The following is a 26,848-nucleotide window of genomic DNA, read 5'->3' as shown; positions in this document are numbered from 1 at the left end:
CAATAGCGTTCTTTTGTTCAGCTCTCCGGTTATTGTGCTTAATTGCTGAGTTGAACTTTGGTACTCAGATTCCCTCTTGTCAAGGTCACCTCAGTTAGTTTTCCATCATTGAAATCGAACTTTAACAAGTTGGGGTAATCGATAATTCTAAACAAGCCATTTTTCAGGTATACCAGCTCATTTTCATTTTTTCCTTTAAAATGTGCTAAAAGTGGAGATTCTACATATAGACGGTTATTCCTTTCTACTATTTTAGTTTCCATTTTCTGGCCATATAGGAAGTCATCATAAGTTCCGATCAGTTGCGCTTTAAGGCTTGAAGGAATTTCCTGAACCTCTTCCTGTGCTTTTTTCTCCCAGTTCATCAGGGTAAGAATCTTTCTTTGGGTTTGAGTCATCACAGGAAAACGGTTCTTTTTTTCACCATTGGCAAGAAATGCGAATCCGTTCCCATCTGTCATCGTTGCAAAAATACTGCCTCCAACTCCGGTATTGGAACCATTGCATGCAAACCAATCGTAGTTGTTATAACCAAAAGACTTTTGCCATCCGGAAGCCCATCCACCAGCCGCATTTTTTAAAGCGCTAACCTCCGTTATTTTTTTTGCCACCTGATGCGAAATGACCTTGTTGTTTTTATTACGCAATGCATTTTGGATCTCCATAGCAAGCTTAGCTAAATCAGTAGGGGTAGACCATAAACCGGATGCGGCAACCTGAGGGATAATTGGCAAACCTGTTCTAATAACTTTTCCGTTTTCATCATGCACAAGCGCAACATTAGTTGGAAATCCAGGTTCATTAGGCTGTATCATTGTAGTGTTTTTTAAGCCAAGAGGGGAAAAAATATATTCTTCAGCAAGTTTTGCAATAGGCTGGTTAAGCGTGTCTTCTAATGCCATTTGAACGATGGCAAAACCGCCACCACTGTATTCAAAACTCGTTCCTGGACTAAATAGGAATTCAATCTCTTTCTTATACCTTGGAATTTGTCCTAGAAGACTCTGCTTTATTGTAGGTAGGGTATCTCCCTCATAATGGTCGGCAAAGCCACCCTGACTAGTGCCAGAAGTATGGTTAAGGAATTGTTTCCAGGTTGGGCTGTTGTTTTCAGTAAACTTGCTCTTTGGTAAATGCCAGCGCTTTAAATATTTATCTATTGGGTCGTTTAAATTGATTAAGCCTTTCTCTTCAAGTATATGACAAAGAAGCGCAGTAATCGGTTTTGAAATGGATGCAGTTGAAAAAGCAGTGTTTTCATCTATCTTTTCTGTAGAATTATTTGATTTTACACCGAATTGTTTTGAATAAACCAGCTCATAGTTTTGAAAAACAACTACACTAAAACCTGCAAGTTTGTACTTTTCTAATTGCTGGTCGATCTTTAAACTGTCGCTGATATAGCTATATTCTCTTTTTTTTGATACTAGGTTTTTGCTAGTTTGACAACTCGAAATTAGTCCTGTAAGAATTAGTAAATAGATAATGCTTTTCATTGTATCGCTTTTTTTAGATTAAAAAATTATTTCGATACAAATATCTGGGGGAAATTATGGCTAGGCGACCGACTGAAAAAAGTCGAACCCTTTTTATGAAAATAATGAGTTCGATTTTTTCAGATAGGAAGTACGACTTTTTACAAAATACTGTTTTACAGTTGTTTGCGATATAATGTAGGCGTAAGACCTGTATGCTTTTTAAAGGCAGTATTAAAAGAAGATTTTGAATTAAAACCAACTTCATACAATATTTCAAGAATGGTCAGCCTACTTTTTGTTGCATCTTTCAAGATGTCCTTCGCATTTTCTATCCGATAGGTATTTATAAAATCAAAAAAGTGTTGTCCTAACTTATGATTTATTAAAAGCGAAAGGTCTCGAACAGGAACTTTAATTTCATTAGAAACTTCCTGGATCGTTAAGGAAGGATTAAGAAATGGTTTTTCTTCAACCATGTACTGCTTTAGTTTCAATAGCTCTTCGTTATACTCTTCTTCACTTACTACCAATTGCTCGGTCTTTTTCTCTTCCGAAATGATATGCTTTACCAGTTTTAATTTTGAATCGACGCTTCTAAATAAACCCGGATTATTTAATGCCTTAAATAAGTACCAGCAAACAATAGGGAGTTGAAATAGCAGAAGCCCTATTTTTATCGATTCAGAGATATTGGGATAATCCGAAAATTTAAAAATGTTTTTAAAAAGGGCTATCAAATAAAAAATAGTCAGCAGCGTCGTAAACTGAAACAGCCAATTGTAGGATTGGATATTGGTTCCCGTATAGTTTTCCTGATAGAGTTTTTTAGCTTTTCTTAATATCATAAAAACAGCAACCAGGTATACCAGGAGTTGAACATGTATAAGTATATGATTGAATTGCAGTTCTATCATATGCTGACGGTTTTGAAGAAAATTAATTTTAGAAGCCAGGTCTACGGTATAAAAGCGAGGCAATAGTAACAGGTTCCCAATTAAAAATGGAAGCAGGTGTAATAGATGTTTGGCGCTGAGCTTAAAATCTGAATAACAAACAGATAATACGTAGAGATAAAAAACAGGAATTTGTAAGTAAGCAAAGGTATTTCTTAGCATTCCCAGATTTGATGGACCATCAACCATCGAATTAAACAAAGGTTCACAGACATCTATAGAAGTAATGATGAGAAAAAGTGCAAAGAGTACATTGCTTGTTTTGTGTTCCGACTTGACTGTGAGTAGAAAAAACGCAAGAAATAGGGAGATAAATAAGGATATTACAGTTACAATAATCAATAAATTAATCTCAGTCATTCTTTTTCTCTTTTATTTTAGCAAAGTTGGTTTTCAGTTTGTTCGTAACATTAGGTTTCTAAGAACATAAGTTTTGTTTTTAGACACAATGTGGGTTTAAATATAATCGATTTAAGCGATTAAAAAGGGCTTTTCTTGATAATTTTGGATTAGTTTTTGGCAAAAAAGATAGCCTTCCTGAAGCATGGATAGAAGTTCAGGCCAGAATTTATACCTTCGTTAGGTATCTGTTTAAATATTAAATTGCCAATAGGATTATTTTTAAAGTATGATGAAAAGTAAGATCGATGAAATGTTGTCTACCTATGGGCTGACTGGAGAAAACAGCATTTTACCTATGCTGGATGAGTTTAAGGAAGAAGAAATCAGAGTATATTGCAAGCAAGTATTGCGCACTTACCCAGACCTGAAAAAAGAAGACTGGCTTGTTGGTTTGGAAGGAGGAGACTTTATTTACAGTTTTGACGGCCACTATGTTTTTATCACAGATGATATCTGGAGTTTTGATTTGATCGCTAAACCCTCCGTCTTGACGTTACTGGCTGAAAAGATAAAGGCATTAAAGTAAATAAGCCATAAATTAAAAGCATTAGATTTGATCATCAGGTTTTTTTACCATAAGACCTCGTATGATGATGTAATTATTTTGTGAAATGATGAGTAGTAAAGAGCTGACCAAGATCAGTAAAGTTTTAAGCCTGGTACTTAGGCATCAGCCTGAATTGATTGGTATTGAACTAGACCAGCATGGCTGGGTAGATGTTAAGGTGTTAATTCAACAGATGAATTCACATGATATCCCCATTGATCAGGCACTGTTGGATGAGGTTGTGGAAACCAATAGTAAAAAACGCTTTGCTTTTAATGAAAGCAGGGAACAGATACGCGCCAGTCAGGGCCACTCGATTGTCGTAGAGCTGGGTTATGTAGCACAGATCCCACCTGATTTTCTTTTTCATGGTACAGCAGCTAAATCTGTAGAATCAATTTTGAATACCGGCTTAGAAAAGCGTGAAAGACAACACGTACACCTGAGTCAGGATCAACAAACCGCAATACAGGTAGGAGGACGACATGGGAAACCGGTTGTTCTTACCGTGCAGGCGGGAATGATGCATCAGGCTGGCCATTTGTTCTATTTATCAGAAAATAACGTCTGGCTTACAGACCATGTTCCTGTTCAATTTCTAGAGATAGGTTAAAAACTGGCTGAAAATGGAACCTATCATCCTGACGAAATCACAAGCAAGGAAAATCATCATTGAAGCTGCTGGACTTGCTCGAGAAGCTCAATTTGGTACGGGAATCGAAGCTGTTTATCGGCTGATTGATCATTTAGGATTTGTACAGCTGGATACAAATTATGTCGTGGAACGCGCTCATCACCATGTGATGGCTGCGCGTGTACCGGGTTATCAAACGGAATGGCTAACCGAACTTTGCGAAGAAGGACGTATATATGAGTATTTCAGTTCTGATGCAGGTTATCTTCCCATGCGCGACTTCCGCTTCTCCTTACCTGTAAAACAAGCTTTTGAAACACAAGGCAAAGTACTAAGCAAGCCGGAAGGTAATTTAATGAAGCAGATCATGGATCAGGTGGAACGTGAGGGAGCAAAGATGGTTGGGGATTTTGAGAACGACCGTTTTGAAGCCAGTTCAGGCTGGTGGGACTGGCGACCAGCCAAAGTGGCACTGGAAAGGCTTTACCTGGAAGGAAAGCTGATGATCAGTCGCGGTAAAAGTTTCCAGAAAGTGTACGATCTGCCACTCAATCTAGTGCCGGAAGACATAGACTTAAGTATGCCTACAGCGGAAGAATACGCTCGTTTTATCATTTGCCAAACTTTAGCTGCATTGGGTATTGCCTCTATTAAGGAAATAAACTGGCGATCCCGTCGGGTAAAAGGTAACCTTGTTAAAAAGGAGTTGGAGAAAATGGCTCAGACTGGTCAGGTCAACATGGTCACTGTTGAGGGATTGAAGACACCTTTCTATATGCTGCCCAATCAGAAAATTAAGATTGAACTGTCCAACGATGTATTCATCCTTTCCCCATTCGATATCCTCAACGTTTTCCGCCACCGACTTAAAGACTTCTTTAATTTTGATTACCAGATCGAATGTTTTGTGCCTGCGCCCAAACGTCTTTACGGATATTTTTCATTACCGGTACTCGCAGGGGAAACTTTTATCGCAAGAATGGACGCAAAAGCCGATCGCAAACAAAAGCTGCTGATCGTTCATAACATACATTTTGAAGCCATTGATCTCGACCAAACCACAATAGAGAAGTTTATTGAAAGCCTGAAAACGTTTGCCCAATTCAATAAATGTTTGGATGTTATTTTCAAACAATCCAACAATGAATATTATCTGAAAGCCATCAGAAAAAGTTTTCTTGAAAAAGTTTAAATCCTAGCTGCTATTCCTCTCAGCAGAGCAGCCTCCTTTTTGTTTTAATGGCATGTTAAAGTATTATTGTATTTTTGCAGCGTAATACTATTCCATTTTGAAAACAGATCTGTTCCTTGTTACCCCTCCTTTTACCCAGCTGAATACCCCGTATCCTGCAACTGCCTATATTAAAGGTTTTTTAAATACTAAAAATATCTCTTCCACTCAGGCAGATTTAGGTATTGAAGTGATCCTGGCTTTATTCTCCAGGAAAGGATTAACGGAGCTTTTCTCTCATGCGGAGAAAAAAGCTACTCAGCCAAAAGGCTTAAATGCAAAACGGATCTTAGCTTTAAAAGACGAGTATATCAAGACCATTGATGCGGTAATTGCTTTTTTACAAGGTAAAAACCCAACCCTGGCATTGCAAATTTGTCAGGAGGACTTTTTGCCAGAAGCTTCAAGGTTTGAGCAGTTGGATGAACTGGATTGGGCATTTGGTACCATGGGAACGCAAGATAAAGGGAAACACTTGGCTACCCTGTATCTCGAGGATATCTCGGATTTCATCATTGAATGTATTGACCCTAATTTTGGTTTTAGTCGTTACGCCGAAAGATTGGGTAGAAGTGCGAACTCATTTGATGAGCTTTATGGAGCATTAAATCAGGAATATACCTATATGGATAAACTCCTGATGGATATTCTGGAAGAGAAAATTGCTCGTATTCAACCTAAATTATTCTTAATCTCAGTTCCCTTTCCAGGGAATTTATATGCCGCCTTCAGATCTGCGCAATATGTAAAAAGAAACTATCCTGATATTAAAATATCAATGGGTGGTGGTTTCCCTAATACAGAACTACGATCCCTTTCGGATAAAAGAGTATTTGAATTCTTCGATTTTATATCCTTAGATGATGGAGAACTCCCGGTGGAACTGATTTATGATTCCATCACAAAAAAAGGAAATTTCCATCTATATAAAAGAACCTTCCTATTAGAGAATGGAGAAGTAGTTTATAAAAATGATGCCCTAAGAACCGACTATAAGCAATTTGATGTAGGAACACCAGATTATAGCGATCTAAAACTCGACCAATACATTTCGGTGATAGAAATTGTAAACCCAATGCACCGGATGTGGAGTGACGGCCGCTGGAATAAGCTAACAATGGCCCATGGCTGTTATTGGGGGAAATGTACTTTCTGTGACATCTCATTAGATTATATTAAAGTCTACGAACCTGTTGCCGCTAAACTGATTGTAGATCGGATTGAAGAGCTAAGTGAAAAAACTGGTCAGAATGGTTTTCACTTTGTGGACGAGGCAGCACCACCAGCATTGATGCGAGAGGTAGCCCTGGAAATCCTAAGAAGAAAAATCTCCGTAACCTGGTGGACAAACATTCGATTCGAAAAAAGTTTTACCAGAGATCTGTGTATCCTGCTCAAAGCCTCAGGCTGTATCGCCGTTTCTGGTGGTTTAGAAGTCGCATCAGATCGCTTATTAAAGCTAATTGATAAAGGAGTGACAGTTGAGCAAGTTGCTCGTGTGACAAGGAACCTTACTGAAGCAGGAATATTGGTTCATGCTTATCTGATGTATGGCTACCCAACGCAAACGATTCAGGAAACTGTAGACAGTCTGGAGATGGTCAGACAATTGTTCGAAGCAGGGGTGTTACAATCTGGCTTCTGGCACCAGTTTGCCATGACCGCACATAGCCCAGTTGGCCTATATCCTGAGAAATTTGGCGTGGTCAAAGAAACCGAAGAAATAGGAACCTTTGCCAATAATGACATCAACTACATTGATAAAACTGGAATAGACCACAATAAATTTAGTTTCGGCCTAAAGAAATCGTTGTTTAACTTCATGCATGGCATCTGCTTCGAATATAAGCTGCAGGATTGGTTTGACTTTAAGATTCCTAAAACAGAGATTCCTGCCGATTTTATTGAGAAAGCGATAAAAGAAGAGAGTAAGCTCAATACCAAGCCAACGGCTAAGATCGTGTGGTTAGGAGGGAAGCCAAGTACAGAAATCTTTACCAAGTATAAAAAGAACAAACCTTTGGAAACAATGGTCCTAACTTTTCATGATAAAAAAGACAGTTTTACTGTACAGACCAATAAAAATGAGGGAGAATGGCTGGTGTCTATCTTACAGAAAATAGCAGTTTCCAATACACAAGTGTATACCTTCCAGGAAATTAAAGCGGATTATGAAAAGTCAATGGAACTTTTTGAACTGTTCTGGTATTCAGAACCTGTTTATAATTTAAGAGATGCCGGGCTATTGGTTTTATAGTCCAAAATCTTTAAACCTCTTTACTTATTTCCCTGGTAGATGAGCAACAGGTTGACCGTTCATATTTTCTCTAACGAGATAGGCCATGAATTTTGCAAAAGCACTGATGTCTTGTGTCACACTGGCAATTTCCAATGATTTCATGTACTCCTCTCTTTTTTCTACAGGGATAACTGTCCATGGATAACCTCCGGAGGCCAGCATAATGTTCATCAAGAAGAGATATACCAGCCTTTAGATACTTCCTTTATGAAGCCATTTTTTACCAGAATCTCTCGCTGTGACCGATTAGGAATTTCTGCAGTATATATTGCGGATCCGCCTTTTTCCTGCAATTCCTTTAACGTTAATAATGCTTCTGCGAATTTTTCCTGCGGTGTTGCCATTTCCTGCTGTTGTTTAACGGTATTTATATTATTAAACTACGTCGGACTATTTCTATTGAATGCTGCAAATATATGATTGTTATTTAGTTATATCTATTTTTCCCTCTTTTTTGTTCACTGGAGAACCACTGTTTTTCGGAAATTTCCTTCATAATCCCATAAAATGTGATGACATAAAAGGTGGCTTCTGTTATAATTTTGCCTTTAATTTTCATTAAAAAGTGCATTACTCCATTTTATTGGCGATACTTATAATGAACTATTTGCATCTAGCCTATCCATTGAGTCAAAATAAACCCCTTATGAATAAAGCTTCCCTTTCTATTTCTTTGATGATCTTATTGCTAGGAATAAATGTATCCGCACAAAAAGTAATCTACAAGGATCCAAAGCAATCTGTAGCTGCCCGTATAAACGACCTGATCAGTAAAATGACTATCGAAGAGAAAATCGGACAACTCTTATGTCCACTGGGCTGGGAAATGTATGATAGAAAAGGAAATGAAATCAGTGTCTCTCAAAAATTCAAGAATATAGTTAAACAAAAAAATATTGGCATGTTATGGGCCACCTATCGTGCAGATCCCTGGACCCAGAAAACCATAGCCAACGGACTGAACCCGCAATTGGCAGCAAAGGCTGGCAATGCCTTACAGCGTTATGTGATAGAAAATACGAGATTAGGCATCCCTATTTTTCTGGCAGAAGAAGCGCCACATGGACACATGGCCATCGGCACGACTGTTTTTCCAACAGGAATTGGACAGGCCTCGACCTGGAATCCAGCGGTCCTGGAAAAAATGGGCAACGTCATGGGAAAGGAAGTACGCCTGCAAGGTGCCCATATAAGTTACGGACCAGTATTAGACCTTAGTCGCGATCCAAGATGGTCAAGAGTAGAAGAAAGTTATGGCGAAGATCCTATCCTGACAAGCAGTATGGCGGTTGCTATCGTCAAAGGCCTGGGTGCAGGGAAATTAAACCATCCTTATTCAACCATTGCTACCTTAAAACACTTTGTAGCCTATGGAATTCCTGAAAGTGGACAAAATGGAAGTGCTGCCAGTATAGGAGAACGCGATTTAAGGGCAGATTTCTTGCCCCCATTTCAAGCGGCCATTGATGCTGGTGCCCAATCCATAATGGCGGCTTATAATTCCATTGATGGAATCCCCTGTTCCGCTAATCAATTCCTGCTAAAAGATATCCTTCGTAAAGAATGGGGATTTCAAGGGTTCAGCGTCTCGGATCTCGGAAGTATAGAAGGCATTAAAGGAAGTCATCGCATTGCGAAAGATCATAAACAAGCCGCATTATTAGCCATAAAAGCCGGTCTGGATGCCGATTTAGGAGGGAACGCTTATCCAAATCTCATAGAGGCTGTCAGAAATGGAGCATTGGAAGAAAGTAGAATTAATGAGGCTGTATACCGCATACTGGCACTGAAATTTGAAATGGGTTTATTTGAAAACCCTTATGTAGACATCAGCAAAGCGGAAAAGGGAGTAAAGACCAAAGAGAATATCGCAGTAACCAAACAACTTGCCCTCGAATCAATCGTCCTGCTTGAAAATAAAACACAGACACTTCCGCTTAAAAAATCAATGAAAATAGCGGTAGTAGGACCTAATGCTGATAACATTTATAATATGCTCGGGGATTATACGGCTCCGCAAAGGGAAGGAGAGGTCATCACAGTACTCAAAGGAATCAAAGCAAAACTACCAGAAGCAAACGTTACCTATGTAAAGGGTTGTGCCATCCGCGATACCACTAACCTGAGCATTAGGGAAGCTGTTAAGGCGGCAACACAAGCTGATGTGGTGGTCGCAGTTGTTGGAGGTTCCAGCGCTCGTGATTTCAAAACAGAATACTTAAATACAGGAGCAGCAGTCACTTCAAAAGAAAATACTTCAGACATGGAAAGCGGAGAAGGATTTGATCGCTCCAATTTAGATCTTCTGGGAAAACAGCTGGAATTACTTAAAGAATTGAAGAAAACAGGTAAACCGCTTGTCGTAATTTACATCCAGGGACGTCCTTTAAATATGAATTGGGCCGCCCAAAATGCCGATGCGCTATTGTGCGCCTGGTACCCCGGACAAGAAGGCGGAACAGCAATTGCCGATGTGTTGTTCGGAGATTACAACCCTGCTGGAAGAATGCCGATCTCCGTACCTAGAAATGTAGGACAAATCCCGGTTCACTACAATAAAAAAAGCACTCAGGATCATAATTATGTAGAAGAATTGGCCAGGCCACTCTACCCATTTGGATATGGGAAAAGCTATACTACTTTCGAATATAAAGCACTAAAAATAGTCAAAGCACAAGATCAGGAATCTTTTATAGTCTCTTTTCAGCTGAGCAACACTGGCAAATATGATGGTGATGAGGTGGTACAGTTGTACCTTAATAATCAATATGCTTCCGTGTCTCAACCCTTAAAGCAATTAAAGAAATTCGAACGTGTACACCTGAAAACTGGTGAATCAAAAACAATGGAATTTCAACTATCAAAATCGGATTTGTCCATTGTTAACCTAGAAATGAAGCGCGTTTTTGAGCCAGAAAGTAAGTTTAACATTTTTATTGGAGGAAGTTCTGATGAACAGAAATTAAAAGCGGAGCTGCCTTAAGAGTTTAACTAAAAAAGATCTGCTTAGATTTTAGGTTAATCACATATTTATCTATTTTTAAAGCGGGATACCTTTCAACTCAACTAACAACCGCCTTTAACCTCCGCTTCCTGAACCATGAACCAAGACTTAGAGCTGCAATCGCCTATACCCATAGATTTGGGAAATAAAGAGGAATTCACCAGTATCTATAATCTTTATTATGAACCTCTTTGTTTTTTCGCAGAGCGATATGTGAGGGATGCCGACCAGGCTGAAGATATTATTGCAGGACTCTTTTCGAGACTATGGCAACAAAGTACTGCCTTTAATGATGCAGAACATCTAAAAGCTTATTTATATCGTGCTGCGGCTAATGCCTGTTATACCCATGCCAAATCATTAGAAAATCTTAAAGCTAGAGAAGACCACTATGCGATCGAAAATGATCCTATTGAAAATACCTTCTTTAACAATATGATTAAGGCAGGTATATGGGCCGAAATTTATCGTGCCATTGATAAACTGCCTTCGCAATGTGCGCAGGTGATCAAAATGTCATTTGTGGAAGACTTGAAAAATCCTGAAATAGCCGATAAATTAGGGATATCCTTACAAACGGTTAAAAATCACAAACATCGTGGACTCTCTATTTTAAGAGGAACAGTATCAAAAGATGCATTCTACTTCCTCTTACTTTACGCCTATCTCTTGAAATAAATACCCCCCTAAATCCTAGCTGGAAATCATAAATTATTGAACTGATCTCAAAATTAATTCATTGAACTTCAGGTTTTTGTAATTAATTGTTTTTTTGGCTGGTACTTTTTATCTCTTGCTCAGTGTTATTAGAAAACACAAGGAGCATGGAGCGCCATAAAGTAAGCGAAGCAACCTATATCACTTATTTAATTAATCGTCACCGGGAAGGAATACTTACTGCAGCCGAGCAGCAAGACCTAATGGAATGGTTAAACCGTAAGGAAGAGCATAAACAGCTGCTGAGGGAAATAATGGATCCTGAGCAACAAATGAAGGCCATCATCGCAATTGGCAATTATACCAGAAAGCAGGAAACACTCGAAAAGATCTATAAATTGCCTAAAGCAATTACTTCCGGAGCGCAGGCCTTGCAGGATATTTCAAAAGAGAATTTCTCAGGCAGCAATGTCTCAAATGATATTGACTCAAATAGCACATCCAGGTCAACACATTTAAAAAAATGGAGCAATAGTTTCGTTTTTAGGGCTGCTGCGGCAATTCTGATCATTTTAACCCTGGGCATTTATTTTTATCAGCAACAGGAAGACACGCTGAAAAATAAAACCTCAGTGGTTTATGACGCTGTTCCCGGAGGGAATCGTGCCCTGCTTATCTTAGCAGATGGCCGTCGTATACATTTAAATGAAAGCAAAGAAGCGGTCGTGATTACTGCCAATCAATTGAGCTATAATGATGGGACTAAAATCATGGCAAGCCCTGGAACAAGGGATGCGAAAGAAGGAGTAAAAGTTAAACAACTCAACACCATTAGCACTCCTAAAGGCGGACAATACCAGATCATCTTATCCGATGGTACAAAAGTATGGCTCAACGCAGCATCAACTTTAAAATACCCGGAACAATTTAAGGGAAACCAACGGTTAGTGGAATTAAGCGGAGAAGCTTATTTTGAAGTCAGCCACCAGCCCAAAAAACCTTTCCTCGTTAAATCCGGACAACAGACGATAAAAGTGCTTGGAACGCATTTTAATGTGAATGCCTACCCTGAGGAATCAAGGCTTAAAACCACGCTGTTGAAAGGTTCTGTAATGGTTTTAGTAAACCATACCAGCTATTCAAAAATCTTAATCCCCGGACAACAAAGTGTAATGGAGTCCAATTCAATTCAATTACAAAAGGCAGATGTCGAAGAAGCTACCGCCTGGAAAAACGGATACTTTAAGTTCAATGATGAACCTTTAGAAAGTATCATGAGAAAACTCAGCAGATGGTATAATGTAGAGATCAGCTATCGCGATCGGATCAGCCCTGATCAGGTGTTTTCCGGCCGTGTGTCCCGATTTGAAGCAGTATCCAGTGTATTGGAAGCCCTGGAATTAACCGGAGGTGTCCATTTTAAAATTGAAGAAAGGAGAATCATCGTCATGAAATAAAACTACCCAAGCAACATGAGGATATAGTGAACCGGAGATGCGACTAACATCCCCGGTTCAGATTTTCATGTTTACCTATCCGTTTCGAACCAATAAGTTTTACAATTCAACCTAAACAAATATATGAAATTTTGTGATCTGCGTAGCTGGAGGCAATTCGCCTGCCTTCCTGTCGCGTCATTGCGTATTGAACCAATACTAAAACGGCAAATAATTATGAGGCTTAGCCTGATTGCTTTCATCATGACTTTCTTTTTGGCGCAGGTAGGAGCCAGCAGTTTTGCACAAGAACTGACCTATACCAAACAGAACGCCTCACTAAAGGAGGTCTTTGATGAAATAACTAAACAAACGGGGTTTTATGTGCTTTACCAATCCTCCAAAGTTAAGGATGCACAAAAAATGAATGTGAATTTTAAAAAGAAACCACTTCATGAAGTACTAGTTCAAATCCTCGCAGAACAAAACCTGACCTATGTCCGAAAAGATAAAAATATCGTCATCAGCCCAAAGTCAATCCCGGGAAACGCTACAGAAACCAAGGCCGCAGACCCCGTAACGATACAGGGAAAAGTAACCGATTTTTCTGGAAAGCCTATACCCGGGGTTACAGTAAAAGTTAAAGGGAGTAACCTGATGAAAACCACCGATAGCAAAGGTGAGTATGCGATTGTGGTGCCCAAAGCAGGAGAAATCTTAGTATTTAGTTTCATCGGTTATAAAACGAAAGAAGAAAAAGCAGGGAATAAAACCACGATCAATGTGAAATTGGAGGAGTCGGTATCAGAACTTACCAGTGTAGTCGTAACCGGACTATACTCCCGACCAACGGAGAACTTTACCGGCGCTGCAACCACTATCAAAGGTGCCGACCTCCGTACTGTAAATGCAATGAATGTTTTTGATGCCATTAAAGTATTTGATCCGGCGATCCGCGTTCCTGATAATATGGAGTTCGGTAGTGATCCTAACCGATTGCCAAAAATCAGTTTGAGAGGTACAAACAATTTCCCCGGACAGGCAGTAGGTGAAAATGGAGAAATTCCTTCTTCCGGAGCAGATTTTATGGCCGCCTATCAATCTAATCCCAGCATGCCATTATTCATGTTGGATGGTTTTGAAGTCAGCCTTCAGAAAATATATGATCTGGACATTACCCGAATCGATAAAATCACCATCCTGAAAGATGCTGTGGCCACTTCTGCCTATGGCGCGCGTGCAGCAAATGGGGTAATTGTGGTAGAAACCAAACAACCTCAGGCAGGAAAAATGACCATCAATTACAGCAGTACCCTCCAGTTAACCGCGCCCGACCTTAGTTCTTATCATCTGCTCAATGCAAAAGATAAATTAGAATTGGAAAGGGTAGGTGGATTGTATTTCAGTGCCGTTCCTCAGGCTCAAACCGTACTCGATCAACGTTATGCCAATAGAAGAGCAGAAATCGCGAGAGGCGTAGATACTTACTGGTTGTCTCAACCTCTGCAAACAGGAGTTGGAACCAGACAAGGTTTGTATGTGGAAGGTGGAGATCAGTTTGTCAGGTATGGTGTCAACTTTGGTTATGGCAATAATAAAGGCGTAATGAAAGGTTCTGGCAGACAAACCTACGATGGAGGGATGTCGCTTTCCTATCGTAAAAATAAATTTATGGTGAGGAACCAACTCAATGTAACCGCCAATAAATCAGACAACTCTCCTTATGGAAGTTTTGGAGATTATTCCAGATTAAATCCTTACTGGAATCCATATGAGGCCAATGGAAACATTAAAAAATCATTGGAAGATATTGTAGATCCTAGTTTTAATACCAGCTCTCCAATTGGAAACCCATTGTACAATGCCAATCTGGGTACAGTGAGCAATTCTAAATACTCGGGTATCAGCAACAATACCTTTTTGGAATGGCGATTTGACAGTGGCTTAAGACTGACCGGTAAATTCGGGTTTTCAAGTCAAAAGGACGAAAGCAATAATTTCCTTCCGGCAGATCATACTTCCTTTGCCAAAATCAGCGACTATAATTCTGATGAATACAACACCAGGGGAAGTTATAGCAAGAATAATAGCACCTTCTTTAACTATGATGGTAGCCTGACCGCTGATTACAACAAGTCTTTCGGTAAACATATGATTTATGCAACTATAGGCGCATCTGCTGCGGAACAACATAGTGAATCCACAGGAATTTTAGTAAGGGGATTTCCAAATAACAGATTGGATGAAATATTTTTTGGAAAAGAATACCAGAAAGGTAGCCGTCCCAGTGGACAAGATAACATCACCAGAAGAATCTCTTCTTTTGCAAGTTTCAACTATACTTTCGATAGACGTTTCCTTTTTGACCTGGCGCTTAACGTAGATGGCTCCACACAATTTGGAGAAATGAACAGATTTGCACCCTTTTGGGCAATTGGCCTTGGATGGAACCTACATGAAGAAGCCTTCATGGCGAGTCTGAAACCAGTTGTTAACCGTTTCAAATTGCGCGGTGGCATAGGAACTACAGGAAGTCAGCAGTTCTCGCCATTTATGGCCATCACCACCTATACTTACAATACGGGACAGGATTATCTGGGCATGTATGGCGCTAACCTGATGAGCTATGGAAATCCCAATCTAAAATGGCAGCAGACCAATAAAACGAACCTAGGTGCAGATATTTCCCTTTTTCAGGATCGCTTCCAGCTGAGGTTAGATGCTTATTTCGAAACCACAGATAACCTGTTACTCGATGTCAGCACCCCACCATCTTTAGGTGTCAGTTCCTATAAAGAAAATATGGGTAAGCTAGGCAATAGAGGTATTGAAGGTAGCCTGACCGCCTTTTTAATAAAACCTGGTGCCAGCGCTCTTTCCTGGAGCATGTTTGTTAACGCTATTAATAACCGAAATAAAATCCTCAAGATCTCCAATTCATTAAAGAAAATGAATGAAGAGAGTGATGCCATGGCGGATCAGAATAAGCAAACTAAACCGCAACCAAGATATCAGGAAGGACGCTCTGTAAATGCGATCTGGGCAGTACGTTCCGCAGGTATTGATCCAAGTACGGGTAAGGAAGTATACTACGACCGCAACGGAGAACTGACCTATATCTGGAATCCTGCGGATAAAGTAGTTGTAGGCGATGAATTACCGAAAATCAGCGGAAATCTGGGGACAAACCTAACCTATAAAGGATTCCAGTTTGGTGCTTACTTCAGTTACCAGTTGGGGGGTAAACAGTACAACAGCACCCTGGCCAGTAGTGTAGAGAATGCGAATATCTCAATGAATGTTGATGAGAGGGTGTTTTTAGAGCGATGGAAACAGCCGGGAGATGTTACTTTTTTCAAAGGCCTTGCTACCCTGGAAGGTAGAGCGGTGACCAGTAATACCAATGCCACCTCCAGGTTTATGCAAAAAAACAACTACCTGAACTTTACCAGTATCTCTTTTGGATATATTCTTCCAGATAAAATCAGCTCTAAATGGAACCTTAAAAATACAAGGTTTGGCTTACAGGCAAATAACATCCTGCAACTCTCTACCATTCAGATTGAACGCGGATTATCCTATCCATTTGCCAGGAATTTCACCTTTAGTTTAAACACCACTTTTTAATTCAGGACCATGACCACTATAAAACAAATGACAACTGCCCTATGCATCGTTTTTATTGCCTGTACCGGTTGTAAAAAATGGCTGGACGTAAAGCCGAAAACGAATGTCAGTGAAAGTGTGCTATTTCAGGATGAACAGGGATTTAAAGATGCCTTAACCGGGGTATACCTCCAACTGGCCTCCCCTTCTTTATATGCCAAAGAGTTTACCATGGGCACAATGGATGTGTTCGCACAATATTATGACGTTTCCGCATCCACCCATAATTACAATAAAGCAGGTTTATACGAATATACAGATGCCAGAGTCCAGGGAACCATTGATGCCTTTTGGCGGAATTCTTATAATGCCATCGCAAATGTCAATAACCTATTGGAAGGTATAGAAGCCAAAAGAAATGTGTTTACAGGAAATAATTATGAACTGGTAAAAGGAGAAGCACTCGGTTTAAGAGCCTTTTTACACTTCGATTTATTGCGCGCCTTTGGTCCAATTCCCGAAGAGGGCTTAGGTCAGAAATCCATCCCTTATGTAAGCGGTTTTAATATGAAAGTCAGACCTGCAATTTCAGGAACGGCACTCATTGATTCCTGTATAAAAGACCTGAAGGAAGCTACAAGCTTGTTATCAGTCCATAAATCGGTGGTGTATGGAGTAGCCGATCCTTTCCTTTCCCATACCCGAAACCATTTTAATTATTGGGCCGCAAATGGACTATTGGCCAGGATATATTTGTACAAAGGCGATAAAATAAATGCTTATGAAAAAGCAATGCTGATCGTTAACAACAGTAAATTGTTCCCATTTGTAGATCGTGGTACACTGGCTGGCAGTACACCGAGTCGTACTTTCGTTTCAGAACACTTGTTCGGTATTTATGTGTCCGATTTAAAAGGTATCAATGACCAATTGTTCATAGCAGCAGCTGATCATAACGTCCTGACCAACAAAGCGACCTTTATCAGCGAGCTTTTTGAAGGGAGTAGTACTGATTTTCGAAGGATCTTTCTATGGAAAAATTATGGTGGAACCGTACCTGATCTTCCTGTGAAATATCTGCAGGATGACATCCAGACCAGTGGAATGTTTATCAAAAGAATTCCATTAATCCGCCTTTCCGAAATGTATTATATCGCTGCTGAAACTGCCACAAATCCTGGAGAACAAATTAGTTTGCTCAATACCATCAGGAAAAACAGAGGCGTTGCGGAACTCAGCCAAAGCTTTAATCCGATGGAGATAAAGACGGAGATTTTTAAAGAATACCGGAAGGAATTTTGTCAGGAAGGACAACTGTTTTTTTATTACAAACGTACAAATACAGCCCGGATTGCAGGATATGGGAAAGCACTCAACTCAGCCGTTTATGTGTTCCCTAAACCTTTAGATGAAATTGAATTTAACCCTCAATAAACCCTGAACGATGAAAAAAATGATATACCTGTTTCTTTTTGTTTTTGCTGTTTTTCAAACAGCCTGCAAGAAAGAAAAATTAATGCCTTACGAATTGGATGCTAAAATTAACATGTATAAACAGAATGGGGATAGCACCTTATACTCTTTTGCTGTTAAAGAAACAAGCGTAGCTTATGATACCATTAAGATTCCACTAAGAATTATGGGACTTCCTAGTCCTCGGGACAGGAGCGTCAACTATGGGGTGATTCCTGAAAAAACGACCCTAGGCACAGCAAATTATGAACTGCTTCCAGTAGTGATTCCTGCAAATAGCTATGTAGGTACTTTAATGGTAAAGGTGATTAAAACCGAAGAACTGCGAAAAACCGAAGGAAGAATCTGGATTAAACTGGGGACCTCTAGTGATTTTAAACCCGGAACTACAGAGCTTCAAAGTTTTCTCATTAAACTGAATAATTTCTTATCAAAACCAAATCCATGGGATGAAATTAGGTTTGGACCCTATAGTCAGGTGAAATATGGACTGATCATCCGCGAAACTGGTTTTTCTCAATTCGCCAATATTGGTGTGGAAAACCTCATCTACATACGTGGAATAGGTCGGAATTATGTAGCAAAGTACCTTTTGGAAAATGGAAAGGAACTGCTCGACGAAAATGAAGTTCCGGTTAGATTCCCATAATCATTCACCCTTAAATTTATGCTAACAATGAAAAGATATATTTTAAGTCTGATTCTCCTGGCGGGTATCGCCATAACAGGCTGTTACAAGGATAAAGGTAATTACGACCTTCATGAGATCAACAAAATCAGCATGAAAAGTAATACCAAAGATACCATCAATGTATTACAATTTGATACCGCAAAGATGAGTCCTGTAATTACGCAAACTACGCCTATTCCAGAAACAAGGCTCATTTATAAATGGTCAGCCTACTTGTATACTGCACCTATTGGCAATTCCAGTTCACAAGTATTAAGCACTCAGAAAGATCTGAATGTGGCGATCGGTTTGAAACCAGATAAGTATACTTTACTCTATACAGTAACAGATACGGAAACCGGAGTTTCTTATTTTAAGAAGTTCTTTATGGAAGTGAGTAGTAAACTTAGTGAAGGATGGATGGTGATTAATGAAAAAGCAGATAAGAGCCGCGATATAGACTTGTTAAATGCAAATGGAACAATTGTACGTGATATTTACCGTACCGCAAATTCAGAAAATTTACCGGATGGGGCCCATTCCATCAAAGTTCTGGCTACCTTTTTTAACTCCGCTCAGAACATCATTATCTTATCAGAAAAAGACGCTGTTCGGGTAAATTATGCAAGCTTTATAAAGATTCAAAATGCGAAGGATTGGTTTGTTGCAAAACCTGAGCAATTGCATCCGGAGAATTATGCCTATAATACCTTTGGATCAGCCACATTTATGGTAACCAACGGTAGTTTTTATGGCGGACAAGTTGACCTTAGATTTGGCGCTCCTTTAGGTGGAGATCATAAGATCTCTAAGTTCATCTATTCCCCTGGTTCTAATGATGCAGGAATCCTTTATGATACGAAAAATCAACGCTTCCTGAATTATTCAAATAATGCGGTGTTCACTTTTTCTATCCCTGCAAATGCAGCTTTTAACATGAATCAGATCGGTAAGGAATTGATTGCCGCAGGAAAAGCACCTGGGGATAATTACAATTACCTGATGAAAGACAATGGATCAGATGCATTTTATATCTATAGGGTAAGCAACGGTGGAGCTGCCGGACTTCATAATGTGAGCGCGGCCCCAGAACTGAAAAATGCAAAATTATTTGCTTTTTCTGGGATGTATATGCATATATATTATGCCATAGGGAATAGTATTTACCTCCTGGATATTGAAAAGAATAGTGCCAAAATAGTTTATACTTTTCCTGCCGGAGAAGAAATTACTGCATTGTGCCTAAAACAAAGTCAAAGTACCTGGGTAAGCTTTTCAGATAACAACAGAACCCTCGCTGTTGGAACCTTTCAGAATAATGTGGGGAAAGTATATACCTTTTCTATCGATGGATTGGGCGGTTTTACCAACGATACCTTTACTAAAGAATATAAGAACCTGGATAAACCCGTGTTTCTGGAATTTAAAAATAGAAAATAATGAGGAAACAATGGATCATATGGTCGCTGATGGGAATCATCAGCGGCAATATATACGCACAGAATAACCTGCCAGGTAAAGAAAATAAGACCAAATCAGGTTTGCAGGGGTTAATGAGTATTGGCGCTCAGGATTCTGCCGAGGCAACCAAATTGGCTTTTGAAAAAAGCATGAAAAGCTTTGCTCAGATGAACAATTCAGGTCTATCTTTTTTTCAGGATCTGGCAATACAGGACGCCGCCAATCAGCTGATTAAATTTAAAGATGAGACCGCATTGGAATATGTTGCTCAGATTCAGGATGCCAACCTGAGACATAAAGGTTACGCTGCTTTGCCGAAAACAGTTTTCGATCCCCAGAATGTGAGTAGGGCTGAAGAGGTGTTAAAAAAGAAAATAGCCGAAAATAAACCAAACCTGACTTCTGGAAAGGTAAATGATAAAGGAAAGGAAAATGCTTACTATGCGTATCAAACGGCTTATGCAAACTTGTTGTACCGTGCAGGCCAATATAAAGATGCACTTCGTTTTATCGAACCGATTAGTAAGCCAGGCCTGATGAAAAATTCCGACTTGCAAACCTATGCGCTAATTCTTCAAAAGAATGGGAAGTACGCCGACGCAACGCTGATCCTGGAAGATGTCATTAAACAGGGGCTAGCCGACGATGAATTGAAACAAGCACTAAAAGATAGCTGGGTAGGTTTAGGAAAAAAAGAAAAGGATTTTCCTGGGCACCTGGAAAGTCTGTATCAACAGCTGAGAAAAGAAAAAGAAAGCAGTTTAGCTGCACAACAGGTCAATTACCCGGCACCCTTATTTTCACTAAGCGATCTGAACGGAAAAACCGTAGCTCTGGAAGAATTAAAAGGAAAAGTAGTGTTTATTGATTTTTGGGCAACCTGGTGTGGCCCTTGTGTTCGCTCTTTTCCAGCAATGCAAAAGGCAGTCGATAAATACAAAAACCATCCAGATGTCGTATTCCTTTTTATCAACAGCATTGAGAAAGAAACAGATCCGGAAAAAAGAACAAAACAAGTGTCCAGCTTCATTAAAGAAAAAGGCTTCTCTTTCCAGATCCTAATGGACGAACAAAAAGCCGGTGCTTATGAAGTGATTAAGAAATATAAAGTGTCTGGTATTCCCGCTAAATTCGTCATCGATAAAGCAGGAAATGTCAGGTATGCACTCAGTGGTTTTACCGGAGGAACTGATGCCGCTTTTGAAAAGGTTACCGTATTGATAGAAAGTGCCTTGAGCTTATAAAGCAATGGTGTTTTTAAACCTATTTGTCTTATCCATTTAATTAAAGCATAATCAATAAGAAATTAATTGATTTTGAATCATCAATTTTTAATGCCAGATTTTAACAACCCTTAACCACAATATGAAACTCAATAAATATATCCTACTCCTGGCTTTTAGCGCTGGAAATGCGCAAATCGCCAATGCAGAGAAAGTCATCCCTTCTGATAGCCTCACCCTGAATTATTTTAAGAAAAATATCCAACAACATGAGAAGTCAGTGATGGGATACCCAAGTCAAGGCAATCCGGTTAAAATTTCTATGCTGGATCAGTCCACTAAGAAAGTCTGGGAGCTTTGGAAAAAGGCCAATACAGACCTAAGCGAATTGCCGGAACCAACCCTTGCGAAGCCCGAAATCAAAACTTATCCGGTTCATCAATGGTTGATGAAAGAGGAAGACCCGATGCCTTTTTATTATTTCAGTAAAGAGAGCCAACCAGCTACAGGCTATCCATTGTTTTTAAACCTGCATGGTTCAGGTCCAAAAATAGGGGAATTTAATGCCACCATCGGATGGAGTTTAAGATACAAAGATGCGCCGGCCATTTACTTTATTCCCCAAATTCCAAATGAACGACGCTACCGTTGGTGGTTTAAACCCGAACAGTACGCCTGGGAAAAATTGTTCCGTTTAGCAATGATCAGTGGGAAAGTAGATGTCAACAAAATCTATGTCATGGGGATTTCTGAAGGCGGTTATGGCAGTCAGCGTTTAGGCGCATTTTATGCAGATTACCTGGCAGGAGCCGGTCCGATGGCAGGAGGAGAGCCCCTAAGAAATGCCCCTGTGCTAAACTATAGAAACATTGCTTTCTCTTTTCAAACCGGTGAAAATGACAATGGATTCGGTAGAAACAAATTAACAAAAAGGGCAAAGCTGGTATTTGATAGTTTACAAACGGTTTATAAAGGAGGATTTACCCATAAAATAGAATTGCAAACCGCCAAAGGGCATGCCATTGATTATACTAAAACTACCCCTTATTTAATTCAATATGCAAGAAACCCTCAGCCTTCGGCAATAAGCTGGGTCTTGTTTCCGATGGACGGCAGGTACCGCAATGGATTTTACAACATCAGCATTAACAAAGCCCTTGGATTAAAAGAAGGAGAGGAGTTCGACCGCGCGGTATTTGATGTCAACATGGATAAAAGTAAAAATACCATTTATCTGGATGTAAAATTAGAGGATGCCGAAGGCCAGAAATCAGCTGCGGTTAAACAAGGAGAGATCTCGATCTTTCTAAGCCCGAAATTGATGGACCTCTCGAAAAAGGTAAAGTTGATGTATAAAGGGAAAGTGGTTTTCAATGATAAAGTCAAACTCTCAGATGCAGTGTTAGCAGAAAGCTGCGCACTGTTTGGTGATCCTGAGCGCTTGTTCCCGGCAAAAATCACACTGAGTTTATAAGCAATATTGCGCGCTCAATTCCTGTTGATTGCTGACACTCCATGATGTCCTTATTAGCAGCAGGCTGTTTCTAATTTTGAAACAGCCTGAATATTTTCCTGAATAAATAACTATTCGTAGTTACAGACTATTGTCAAACTGTAAGTCTTTCTTTTTCTTTGGCACAGTTCCAAAATTATAGCTCAATCCCAGGAAAAACATGCTGGAATTACTGACAGTCTTTACATGTTGAACAAGGTATGGTCCTTGTAGCTCAACCTCCTGGCGCTGGGATTTGAAAAGGTCCGTACCAGTGATATAAACCGATCCTTTTTTCGAGAAAATATCTTTCCTAACTGCAGCATTCATCACAAAGCTGGATAGGAATGTCCCTTGTGGTGTTAATCTCGATGATTTGTATATTGAATTTAGCTGAAAGCTCAGCGTATTTGAAATCAAATAACCTGTATTGAAATTCGCCGACCAGGTCAGTGTCGATTTCTTGTTAGAATAGCCAAGGTTAGCAGCATCGATTTGATTATAGAAAAGATTGGGCGTCAGACTAAGATTCAGCTTATTACCGATACTTCCAGAGATGACCACATCTGCGCCCATTGCTTTATCATTGGCTAAATTCTGCTGTTTGGTCACCAATACAGAGTCATTTAATGGACTGGTGATAGAGGTAAACCGATTGGCAGTATACCGATAATAAATACCAGGTAAAATACTTAAGCCCTTCATTCTCCATAAATAGCCTGCCTCCACAGAATGAATGATTTCCGGTAATAAATAGGGATTTCCTACTCTGATGTTCGTTGGGTCTGCATATTCCGCAAAGGGGTTTAAGTCATCAGCTTCAGGTCTTCTTACCCGTCTACTGTAATTGAACTGCAATTCTTTATGGTCATTTAGCTTGTAGCTGAAATGCAGGGTAGGGTAGACTTTAAAATAATGGTTTGGGATGGAGGTCCCAGCACTGATCAGTGCGGAGTTGAGGTCAGTATACTCTGCCCTCAGTCCAACCATTACTTCAATTTTGTTCAAGGAATGAGAAAATGTGCTATAAAAGGCATGAATGCGCTCTTTAAAAAGGAAACGATTCGTTTTTTGGACATCAGTTACAAATTCTCCTTTTTCCGGTTGAAAACTAGCTCCATAAAAATCAAGGTCTTCTTTGTTAAACTGACCATCATAACCCGCTTCTAACTTACTGTTTTCGGAGATTGGATTTTCATAGTTCAGTGTCAGGTTTTTGACATCTGAAATCTGTTTTATGAGCGTGTAGTCCAGTTGCTCAGCTTGATTCGGGTGGCGGAAAATATTCCTGAAATGGTTCTTTTCTGTTTCAGGAGCATGTGCAATATTGAACTCTATCCTGAGCTTATGATTTTCTTTTGCGAAATTATGCTCAAAGTAAAGTAATGCGCCAGTATTGCTCTCCTCTTCCGAATTAGCCCTCAGGCGATCATAGTCTTGTGTTAAGCCGGTCGAATTGCTAACCTTCTTAAGCGTCAGGTCATTTTTATGCTGATTCCTGAGGTAGAAATCACCGGAAATACCGAAACTGTTCTGATCATCTATCATATAGTCCATTCCCAAGGTAGCAATGTTGGAGAAAGGCCGCGTCTTAGTGGTTAGTTGATCCTGAAAGTAACTTACCGAATTGGTATTCGGATCTGTTTGGGTTCTATCGCTATTAGTGGTCCTTACCCGGTCATCCTGACGGATACTGTAACTGCCAAAAAGATTCATCCGGCCAGGATTATAGCTGAAGGTGCCACTGGCATTGTACCGTTCCCTATTGCCAATATTCCCTGTCAGATTCCCATTCCAGCCTCTTTTAGTAGTCTTTTTTAAAACGATATTGATGATTCCTCCCGTACCGTCTGGTTTGTATTTAGCAGAAGGATTGGTGATTACCTCAATTTTTTCAATGCTGTTTGCCGGAAGTTGCTGTAGTACCGCTGCTGCATTTTTGCCCATCAAGGGCGAGATTTTTCCATTGATCAAAATTGTAGCACTGGAATTTCTCAGGCTTACATTGCCATCCACATCTACCTGTACGAGGGGGACATTTTGTAATACCTCCGATGCGGATCCTGATTTTGCCATTAAATCCATATCTACCTGATATACTTTTCGATCAATTGCATTGCTGAAAATGGCTTTCTTAGCACTTACTTGCACTTCATTTAAGGTCTGCTTCGAGTCGTCCATAAACAAAGGGAAAACTTTAAATCCCTCCAGGTTAAAAACCGGCGTCTTCACATCCTCAAAACCTATAAAACTGGCCTGTAAGAAATACCTTCCTAACGGGATGTTTTTGAGGTTAAAACTACCTTTACTATCTGTGACTTCATGAAGAACTACCGCACTATCTTTTGCAGATTTAAGGACAATGTTCACGAATTCCATAGGTAGTTTGGAAGATTTAATAGATATTTTTCCAGTCACGTTTCCCTTAGATTGTCCAAGAACAGTGATGTTGCCGCAAAAAAGGCAAATAAAGAGGAGCAGAAAGGCGAGAGAATATATAGGTTTCAATGGATTCGTTTTTTGCATAATTACGAATCAATTCTGTATTCTTTCTGGAGTTGCTGAATTAAGTATCAAATGACTATTTGTTCAAATGATCAAAGGAGGATTCTTATTTAACCGGCATAAAATCAACGCTTTTTGAGAAGATTTTGAAATGCCAGTAACCTTTAACCCTTAACAAACCTTTGTTGGTGATGAACGCATAGGAACTCCATTCTTTACCAGTCAATGCATCATAAATAACACCATCTTCCCAGCTATTGGTTTTCTTATTAAAGGCTAATAGTTTCAGAATTTCCAGACCCAGTATTTTTCGCTTCCTCAAAGCAGGATCTGGATTTTGATCATCCCTTCTCATTTCTGCCGGTCTACTTAAATCGTCAGTATCATCAAACCAGACAATCCTCGCTTTGTACTGATGGTCATGCTTGAAAACTTCTACAATTAAATTCTTTTTCTCAGTCATCCATTTACCCAAAATCCGGTCCCCATGTGGCGAGCTGTCTTGTGAGAAAACAGGTAATGCAGATAATCCAGAGAGAATAACAACAACCAGGACAGTTAAAAAAAGTATTCTGCGCATAGAAGGATCTTTAATTGAGTCTTTTGTTCTTTATGGAGAAGGCTTAGTAATACCTAGAAGGTAGCAATTTTAATCCAAGTTTGAATGCAATATTTAATCCTACCAACTGAATTGAGCTGGGTTTCAATCAGCTTATACTTACAATCTTCAATCTACAGCTTAATAGATATTTTAATCTGTCGCTTAAACAGACTGCTTTTGTTCTGGTCATATCAGATAACATTCACTTAATAAAGCTCAGCTTTATGAGTATATGAAAACAACTATTTAATCAGACAAAGTTCCATTATCATTCCTGCTCAGTACCGCTGCTCCGCCATTCGCATACTTTTTCAAAAACTTAAGGAAGTGACTCAAATCATTAAAGCCAAAATCATTACTGATTTCTTTTTTAATCTTGCCACCAGAATTGAGCTGGGTTTCAATTAGCTTATACTTATAATCGTCAATATACTGCTTAATAGATACTTTAACCTGTCGCTTAAACAGACTGCTCAAATAATTCGGAGAGAAATTGAAATGAAGTGCCAGCACATTCAGCTTCAATGCTTCAGGTTGTTGAATGTGTGCATGAATAAATTCAATAATAGAAATGACCAGATCGCCATTGGAAGAGGGAGTAGGAATGATATTTCCAATAGCATTTCTTTTGAGTATGCTAAACACTGCACGTATCAAATGAAACATGACCTCGTTACCAGATCCAGAATTCCCTTCCCATTCCTGTACAATCAGCCGCATCAGTTGCTCAACCTTCAACAGATCTTCTTCCGATTTCAGTAAACAAGTATCATATGTAGCCGCAATGGCCAGTAAATGATCCACTAACTTCTTCCAGGCAGCAGAACCCTTTTCATTTGAACCCCCTTCCAGATAAAGATTGTTGAATTTCAAAACACTGAATTCCGTTAGCGCTTCAATCTCAAAAATATGCGCATCCTGTGGCGCCAGCAGAAATAAACTCCTTCCCGAATAACTCTGGTCTACCTGATTATGGGAATGAACTCCCTTTCCTGAATGAATAAACACCAGTTCATAATGGTCGTGATTGTGCAAAGGAAAAGGCCATTTTTCCGTTTCAAAATGTCTCACAAATAGGGCCTCATGTTGAATAAATCTTTTCAATTGATTTTTACAAGTATAGGATGAATATTTACCATTTATAGGATCGCCTGGGTGATAGCTTTGCAACATTCA

General features: G+C 39.5%; 20 protein-coding genes. 13 read left to right on the top strand and 7 right to left on the bottom strand.

Annotation, left to right across the window (positions count from 1 at the left end):
• Positions 1-38 precede the first annotated feature (38 nt).
• Complete coding sequence (locus R2S10_RS10650; protein ID WP_316840432.1) at positions 39-1,496, bottom strand: serine hydrolase domain-containing protein; 1,458 nt, start codon at positions 1,494-1,496, stop codon at positions 39-41.
• Positions 1,497-1,651: 155 nt separating this feature from the next.
• Positions 1,652-2,791 (bottom strand): helix-turn-helix domain-containing protein, encoded by a 1,140-nt coding sequence (locus R2S10_RS10645; RefSeq protein WP_316840431.1) that lies wholly within the window; start codon positions 2,789-2,791, stop codon positions 1,652-1,654.
• Between the two features lie 268 nt (positions 2,792-3,059).
• Here R2S10_RS10645 and R2S10_RS10640 point away from each other — a divergent pair, with 268 nt between their 5' ends.
• The 4 genes from R2S10_RS10640 (at position 3,060) to R2S10_RS10625 (ending at position 7,502) form a co-directional block, all read left to right on the top strand.
• Entirely contained in the window at positions 3,060-3,359 is a 300-nt protein-coding gene (locus tag R2S10_RS10640; protein WP_316840430.1) for a hypothetical protein, read from the top strand.
• A gap of 85 nt (positions 3,360-3,444) precedes the next feature.
• Positions 3,445-3,993 (top strand): RNA 2'-phosphotransferase, encoded by a 549-nt coding sequence (locus tag R2S10_RS10635; RefSeq protein WP_316840429.1) that lies wholly within the window; start codon positions 3,445-3,447, stop codon positions 3,991-3,993.
• A 13-nt stretch (positions 3,994-4,006) separates the two neighbouring features.
• Entirely contained in the window at positions 4,007-5,206 is a 1,200-nt protein-coding gene (locus R2S10_RS10630) for a winged helix-turn-helix domain-containing protein (RefSeq protein WP_316840428.1), read from the top strand.
• 97 nt (positions 5,207-5,303) lie between these two features.
• Positions 5,304-7,502 (top strand): B12-binding domain-containing radical SAM protein, encoded by a 2,199-nt coding sequence (locus R2S10_RS10625; protein ID WP_316840427.1) that lies wholly within the window; start codon positions 5,304-5,306, stop codon positions 7,500-7,502.
• 24 nt (positions 7,503-7,526) lie between these two features.
• Here R2S10_RS10625 and R2S10_RS10620 read toward each other — a convergent pair whose 3' ends face one another.
• Together R2S10_RS10620 and R2S10_RS10615 are read right to left on the bottom strand one after the other, a co-directional pair.
• Entirely contained in the window at positions 7,527-7,715 is a 189-nt protein-coding gene (locus tag R2S10_RS10620; protein WP_316840426.1) for a hypothetical protein, read from the bottom strand.
• Positions 7,715-7,888, bottom strand: coding sequence for a hypothetical protein (locus R2S10_RS10615; RefSeq protein WP_316840425.1), 174 nt, complete (start codon positions 7,886-7,888; stop codon positions 7,715-7,717). The genes R2S10_RS10620 and R2S10_RS10615 overlap by 1 nt, the downstream gene beginning before the upstream one ends.
• A 302-nt stretch (positions 7,889-8,190) precedes the next feature.
• On the opposite strand from R2S10_RS10615, the gene R2S10_RS10610 reads away from it, so the two are divergent.
• The 9 genes from R2S10_RS10610 (at position 8,191) to R2S10_RS10570 (ending at position 22,548) form a co-directional block, all read left to right on the top strand.
• Positions 8,191-10,527, top strand: coding sequence for a glycoside hydrolase family 3 N-terminal domain-containing protein (locus R2S10_RS10610; RefSeq protein WP_316840424.1), 2,337 nt, complete (start codon positions 8,191-8,193; stop codon positions 10,525-10,527).
• 117 nt (positions 10,528-10,644) lie between these two features.
• The gene (locus tag R2S10_RS10605) at positions 10,645-11,226 is read left to right on the top strand and encodes an RNA polymerase sigma-70 factor (protein ID WP_316840423.1); all 582 of its coding nucleotides are present in this window, start codon (positions 10,645-10,647) and stop codon (positions 11,224-11,226) included.
• Positions 11,227-11,372: 146 nt separating this feature from the next.
• Positions 11,373-12,662 carry a FecR family protein gene (locus tag R2S10_RS10600; RefSeq protein WP_316840422.1) on the top strand — a complete coding sequence of 430 codons (1,290 nt, stop codon included), beginning with the start codon at positions 11,373-11,375 and terminating at the stop codon, positions 12,660-12,662.
• A 216-nt stretch (positions 12,663-12,878) separates the two neighbouring features.
• Positions 12,879-16,268 carry a SusC/RagA family TonB-linked outer membrane protein gene (locus R2S10_RS10595; protein ID WP_316840421.1) on the top strand — a complete coding sequence of 1,130 codons (3,390 nt, stop codon included), beginning with the start codon at positions 12,879-12,881 and terminating at the stop codon, positions 16,266-16,268.
• Positions 16,269-16,277: 9 nt separating this feature from the next.
• Positions 16,278-17,681 (top strand): RagB/SusD family nutrient uptake outer membrane protein, encoded by a 1,404-nt coding sequence (locus R2S10_RS10590; protein WP_316840420.1) that lies wholly within the window; start codon positions 16,278-16,280, stop codon positions 17,679-17,681.
• A gap of 10 nt (positions 17,682-17,691) precedes the next feature.
• Complete coding sequence (locus tag R2S10_RS10585; protein WP_316840419.1) at positions 17,692-18,369, top strand: DUF4843 domain-containing protein; 678 nt, start codon at positions 17,692-17,694, stop codon at positions 18,367-18,369.
• A gap of 27 nt (positions 18,370-18,396) precedes the next feature.
• On the top strand, positions 18,397-19,830 hold the full coding sequence (locus R2S10_RS10580; protein WP_316840418.1) for a PKD-like family lipoprotein: 1,434 nt from the start codon (positions 18,397-18,399) through the stop codon (positions 19,828-19,830).
• Positions 19,830-21,095, top strand: coding sequence for a TlpA disulfide reductase family protein (locus R2S10_RS10575; RefSeq protein ID WP_316840417.1), 1,266 nt, complete (start codon positions 19,830-19,832; stop codon positions 21,093-21,095). The genes R2S10_RS10580 and R2S10_RS10575 overlap by 1 nt, the downstream gene beginning before the upstream one ends.
• A gap of 121 nt (positions 21,096-21,216) precedes the next feature.
• Positions 21,217-22,548: a hypothetical protein gene (locus R2S10_RS10570; RefSeq protein WP_316840416.1), complete on the top strand. Its 1,332-nt coding sequence runs from the start codon at positions 21,217-21,219 to the stop codon at positions 22,546-22,548.
• 120 nt (positions 22,549-22,668) lie between these two features.
• Here the strand turns inward: R2S10_RS10570 and R2S10_RS10565 are convergent, their stop codons facing one another.
• The 3 genes from R2S10_RS10565 to R2S10_RS10555 form a co-directional block, all read right to left on the bottom strand.
• On the bottom strand, positions 22,669-25,092 hold the full coding sequence (locus R2S10_RS10565; protein ID WP_316840415.1) for a TonB-dependent receptor domain-containing protein: 2,424 nt from the start codon (positions 25,090-25,092) through the stop codon (positions 22,669-22,671).
• Positions 25,093-25,177: 85 nt separating this feature from the next.
• Complete coding sequence (locus R2S10_RS10560) at positions 25,178-25,651, bottom strand: DUF2147 domain-containing protein (protein WP_316840414.1); 474 nt, start codon at positions 25,649-25,651, stop codon at positions 25,178-25,180.
• Positions 25,652-25,918: 267 nt separating this feature from the next.
• Complete coding sequence (locus R2S10_RS10555; RefSeq protein ID WP_316840413.1) at positions 25,919-26,776, bottom strand: AraC family transcriptional regulator; 858 nt, start codon at positions 26,774-26,776, stop codon at positions 25,919-25,921.
• Positions 26,777-26,848 lie beyond the last annotated feature (72 nt).

Source organism: Pedobacter gandavensis, assembly GCF_032678745.1.
Classification (GTDB): Bacteria; Bacteroidota; Bacteroidia; order Sphingobacteriales; family Sphingobacteriaceae; genus Pedobacter; species Pedobacter gandavensis_C.
This window is presented reverse-complemented; position numbering and strand designations above follow the sequence as displayed.